Genomic DNA, 4,645 nt, shown 5'->3' with positions numbered 1-4,645 from the left:
GCCTTCCAGGCCTTCTTCGAAAAGCGCCGGCCGGATTTCAGCCCGTTCAGCTGAGGGGGCCCCCAGGCCCTGTGCGGGCCCCGAATACGTACTTTCAATACGTACGTGTTCGGGAAAAGAGGGGCGGGATGGAAGACTCTCTCCATCCCGTGCTTCGGCAAGAGGTCATGTACTCCCCAGGCCACGCCCGCGCGAGTGACGCCGCTTCCATTGGGTGCGAATGTCAACCGCGTAAACAGTCTGAACCGATAGCTCAGCGTCCGGCACGGAAAGGCTGCTCTTGACCGGGATCAGGCTTCGCCAAGGATGGCCGCAAGCTGACGTTGGCCGGCAGGACCACCGTGCAGAACGTCACTTACCTTGAGCCGCCACGAATTCGCATCTTCGGCCCCTTGCTGCCTTTCGCAAACGTCTGCTTTGGATGGGTTGGCCTGATCGCTCTGAGCGACACAGTTTTCGATAACCGCGTTCAGAGCTTCCACGGGGCTGGCGAGAGCCCCGATCTGCACGCATCCAGGAAGGCACGGACACGTCTGGGCATGCCGAGTCTCGTCTTGGTAAGCGCAAGCACCGGCGCATCGTGCATTCGCCATTGGGGAAGAAGTTCGACCAGCTTGCCTCTCGCAATCAGTGGCCCCACTTGCCACTCTGATCGAACCATGACCCCGAGGCCGTTGAGAGCCCAACTGGTGATCATCGCGCCGTCGTTTGATGACAGCGGCCCAAGGATCCGCACGCTGACAGGCTTGCCTTGGCCAGTCCTAAAAAACGACCACCGCACCAAGTCCTCGTCGTTCTCGGACAGCCGCAGGCACGGCAACTGCGCGAGTTGGCTGGGGTGAGTCAAGGTCCCTGAAAGACGGCGCGCGAGATCCGGGCTGGCACAAAGGATCCTCCGATTCGGCGCCAGCAAGTGTTGCACCCAGGTCGAGTCCCGCAGACCACCAATGTGAATGACGACATCGTTTGTGGTCGCGTCGCGCAAGGGGTTGTCCGACAACCGCACATTGATGGTCACTCCGCCGTTGGCGCGGTGGAAGTCGCGGACGATGGTCGCGAGGTGTTCCCGTCCAAAGCCGAAAGGCGCCGCCACGCGCAGCGAGCCTGCCAGCGGCCCCTTGTCACCGGCGACCACCTCCGCCAGCCCCTCAATGCGTAAGAGGACCGCACTCGCCTCATCGCGCAACCGCTCCCCTTCCTCCGTAAGTCGGACGCCGCGCGAGCTACGAACGGCCAAGCTGACGCCGAGATCCGCTTCCAGGCGCTTCAGGCGGCTGGTAAGAGCGGGCGGTGTCACGCCCAAGATCCGGGCTGTGGCGGCCAGCGATCCTGTACCTCCCAAGGCGTGGAATAAACGTAGGTCTTCAAGATCAGGCATTCACTCATGATAAATGCTGGAGTACCTCACCGTTAACCAAAACAGGGGTATGACAACACATACTGACGTCGTCGTTACAAATACAGCCACCATGACCGCACTTAACAATCTGAAAACCCCGGCAGCCATCATCGACACGGTACGCATGCAGCGAAACATTGATCGCATGCAGCGGCGTATGGACGAGCTTGGCGTGCGCTTTCGTCCTCACGTGAAGACGACAAAGTGCCTGCCTGTGGTGCGTGCGCAGATCGCCGCAGGCGCCCAGGGCATTACCGTCTCGACCTTGAAAGAAGCGCAGCAGTTCTTCGAAGCCGGATTGACAGACATCCTATACGCCGTTGGTATCGTCGCGACGAAGCTTAGCGCGGCGCATGACCTCCGCAAACAGGGCTGCGAACTCAAGCTGATCACGGACAGCCTCGAAGGCGCACGAACGATCACGACGTTCGCGCGCCAGCACGCGGGCATCTTCGAGGTCTGGATCGAGATCGATTCTGACGGCCACCGTTCCGGTGTCAAGCCGGAGGACGATGTGCTGATCGAGATCGCGCGGGCGCTCGTCGACGGAGGCGCAATACTGGGGGGCGTGATGACGCATGCGGGGTCAAGCTACGAGTGCAGCGACCGAACGAGCCTAGTCGCTATCTCCGAACAGGAGCGGGCAGGCGCCGTCCACGCGGCCGAGCGTATCCGTGCTGCAGGCCTGGTCTGTCCGGGCGTCAGCATCGGCTCCACCCCTACCGCGCTGGAGGCCAAGCGACTCGACGGTGTGACCGAAGTGCGCGCGGGGGTCTATGTCTTCCAGGATCTCGTGATGCACAACGTCGGGGTCTGCTCGACCGACGACCTCGCGCTGAGCGTGCTGACCACGGTCATCGGCCACCAAGTGGAGAAGGGGTGGGCGATCGTGGATGCCGGCTGGATGGCCATGAGCCGCGATCGCGGCACGCAGAAGCAACGCCGCGACTTCGGCTATGGCCAGGTTTGCATGCAGGAAGGCGAGCTCCTGCCCGGCTTCATCCTTGGCAGCGCGAACCAGGAGCACGGCATCGTGTCCCGATCAGGCGAGCCGGACGCCGACATTGCACGGCGCTTCCCCGTTGGGACACGGCTGCGCATTCTTCCGAACCATGCCTGCGCGACCGGCGCACAGTATCCGCACTATCAGGCGCTGCGCCCGGATGGCCGCACGGAGGAGTGGTCGCGGTTCTACGGCTGGTAACGCGGATCTCGCGCGAACCGCATCAAGCCACCGTGATGTTTGTTAACCCAACAACCGATCACCCGATTTGCGTCATGGACGGGTACGCAATCACCACTGTGCGTACTGACGCTGCCGGTGCCGTGAGCCTGCAGCTGTTGGATCGCCCAGTGAACACGTGACAACACACCAGTCCCGCCACCAACCTCAAACAAGGAGTTTTTCTTATGAACAAGTCGATGATTGTCCTAGTCGCTGCATTTGCAGCGACAGCGGTCCAGGCCGACACCCTGAAGAAAATCAAGGACACCGGCTCGGTGACCATGGGCGTCCGCGAGTCATCCGGGGCATTGAGCTACACCTTGGGCAACGACCGCTACGCCGGCTACCATGTTGAGATTTGCCAGCGCGCGCTGAGCGACATCCAAAAGCAGCTCGGCATGGCCAAGCTGGACGTCAAGTACCAGCCGGTGACATCGCAAAACCGCATTCCCCTTGTGCAAAACGGCACGGTGGACATCGAGTGTGGCTCCACCACGAACAATGCGACGCGTCAGAAGGACGTCGCGTTCGCGGTGACCACGTTCGTCGACGAAGTTCGCATTGCCGTGCGCGCGGACTCCGGTATCAACGGCATTGGTGATCTGGCAGGCAAGCGCGTGGCCACCACCACCGGCACCACTTCGGTGCAGACGCTGCGCAAACACCAGCGCGCCAACGGCGTCAACTTTAAAGAGGTGTTTGGCAAAGACCACTCGGATAGCTTCCTGCTGCTCGAATCAGGCCGTGCAGACGCGTTCGTGATTGACGGCGCTACCCTCGCTGGCAACATCGCTCGCTCCAAGGCGCCGGCCGACTTCAAGATCGTCGGCGAAGTGCTGTCGGTCGAGCCGATTGCCATCATGATGCGTCGGGACGACCCCGCGTTCAAGAAGGCTGTGGACGACAGCATCAAGGGCATGATTTCTTCGGGCGAGATCAACAAGCTGTGGGACAAGTGGTTCATGCAGCCGATCCCACCAGGCAACACCAAGGTAGGCCTCGCCATGAGCGAATCGACCAAGCAAGCCCTGGCCAGCCCGAACGACAAACCGATGGAAGAGTACGTCGTGAAGTGATCGGTCGCGAACGCAGTGTGATCGGGTGACCGCACCCGCGCTCCCCCAGGCGTTCGCACTCCCCAAGAGCGTGGGCCGCGCTCCTTCTTTGTCGGCACCTTGGCCGACGGTCGAACCAACAAACAACAAGCGTCGTGAGAACGACTGGAGACCGCCTTGAGCAGCACGTGGGATTGGCAGGTGTTCCTGCAAGACACCGGGGGAGGACAGACCTACCTCGAGTGGATGATGTCGGCCTGGGGCTGGACGCTGTCGGTGGCGTCGCTCGCGCTAGTCGTGGCGCTATTTTTCGGTTCCTTGGTGGGCATCTTGCGAACCACGCCTAACAGGTGGTTCGTCGCGATCGGCACAGTGTGGACGGAGCTGTTCCGCAACATTCCGCTGCTGGTACAGATCTTTCTCTGGTACCACGTATTGCCGTCGATCTTCCTGACGCTGCGCGGCGTGCCGTCGTTCATCCTGGTAGTGTTCGCGCTCGGCTTCTTCACGTCCGCTCGCATTTCTGAGCAGGTCCGCGCCGGCATCCAGGCGTTACCCCAAGGTCAGCGCTATGCCGGTCTGGCCGTCGGGCTGACGTTGCCGCAGACCTACCGCTACGTGCTGTTGCCGATGGCGTTTCGCATCGTCATCCCGCCGCTGACGTCGGAGTCGATGAACATCGTCAAGAACTCATCGGTGGCGTTTGCCGTGAGCATCATGGAGCTGACCTTCTTCGCAATGCAGGTGCAGGAAGAAACGTCGCGCGGAATTGAGGTCTATCTCGCGGTCACCGGCCTGTATTTCATCTCCGCGTTCACTATCAACCGGCTTGCGTTGTTCATCGAGAACCGCGTGCAGGTGCCCGGCATTCTCGGGGGCGCGAAATGAATCTTGATTTCTCGTTCTTCACCTGGCACACGATCTCGAGCTTTGTGCTCAAGGGTCTGTGGTTCTCGTTCCAGCTAA

The 4,645-nt window shown here is 61.2% G+C and carries 4 protein-coding genes; 3 read left to right on the top strand and 1 reads right to left on the bottom strand.

The genetic code is table 11. From position 1 onward, the window contains the following. Window positions 1–469: 469 nt before the first annotated feature. Window positions 470–1,378, bottom strand: coding sequence for a LysR family transcriptional regulator (locus tag ACOVRJ_RS04295; protein ID WP_422042662.1), 909 nt, complete (start codon window positions 1,376–1,378; stop codon window positions 470–472). Window positions 1,379–1,469: 91 nt separating this feature from the next. Between ACOVRJ_RS04295 and ACOVRJ_RS04290 the strand changes: the two genes are divergently transcribed. The 3 genes from ACOVRJ_RS04290 to ACOVRJ_RS04280 all read left to right on the top strand — a co-directional run bounded on the left by ACOVRJ_RS04290 (window position 1,470) and on the right by ACOVRJ_RS04280 (window position 4,567). Next, a complete protein-coding gene (locus ACOVRJ_RS04290; protein WP_422042661.1) occupies window positions 1,470–2,603 on the top strand; it encodes a DSD1 family PLP-dependent enzyme in 1,134 nt (377 codons plus the stop codon). Window positions 2,604–2,809: 206 nt separating this feature from the next. After that, window positions 2,810–3,700, top strand: a complete 891-nt coding sequence (locus ACOVRJ_RS04285; protein WP_422042660.1) for an amino acid ABC transporter substrate-binding protein — start codon at window positions 2,810–2,812, stop codon at window positions 3,698–3,700. A gap of 156 nt (window positions 3,701–3,856) precedes the next feature. Further along, window positions 3,857–4,567: an amino acid ABC transporter permease gene (locus tag ACOVRJ_RS04280; RefSeq protein ID WP_422042659.1), complete on the top strand. Its 711-nt coding sequence runs from the start codon at window positions 3,857–3,859 to the stop codon at window positions 4,565–4,567. The last annotated feature ends 78 nt before the right edge of the window (window positions 4,568–4,645 follow it).

The sequence above is a fragment of the Roseateles sp. genome, from assembly GCF_049240545.1.
GTDB lineage: Bacteria > Pseudomonadota > Gammaproteobacteria > Burkholderiales > Burkholderiaceae_C > Paucibacter_A.
This window is presented reverse-complemented; position numbering and strand designations above follow the sequence as displayed.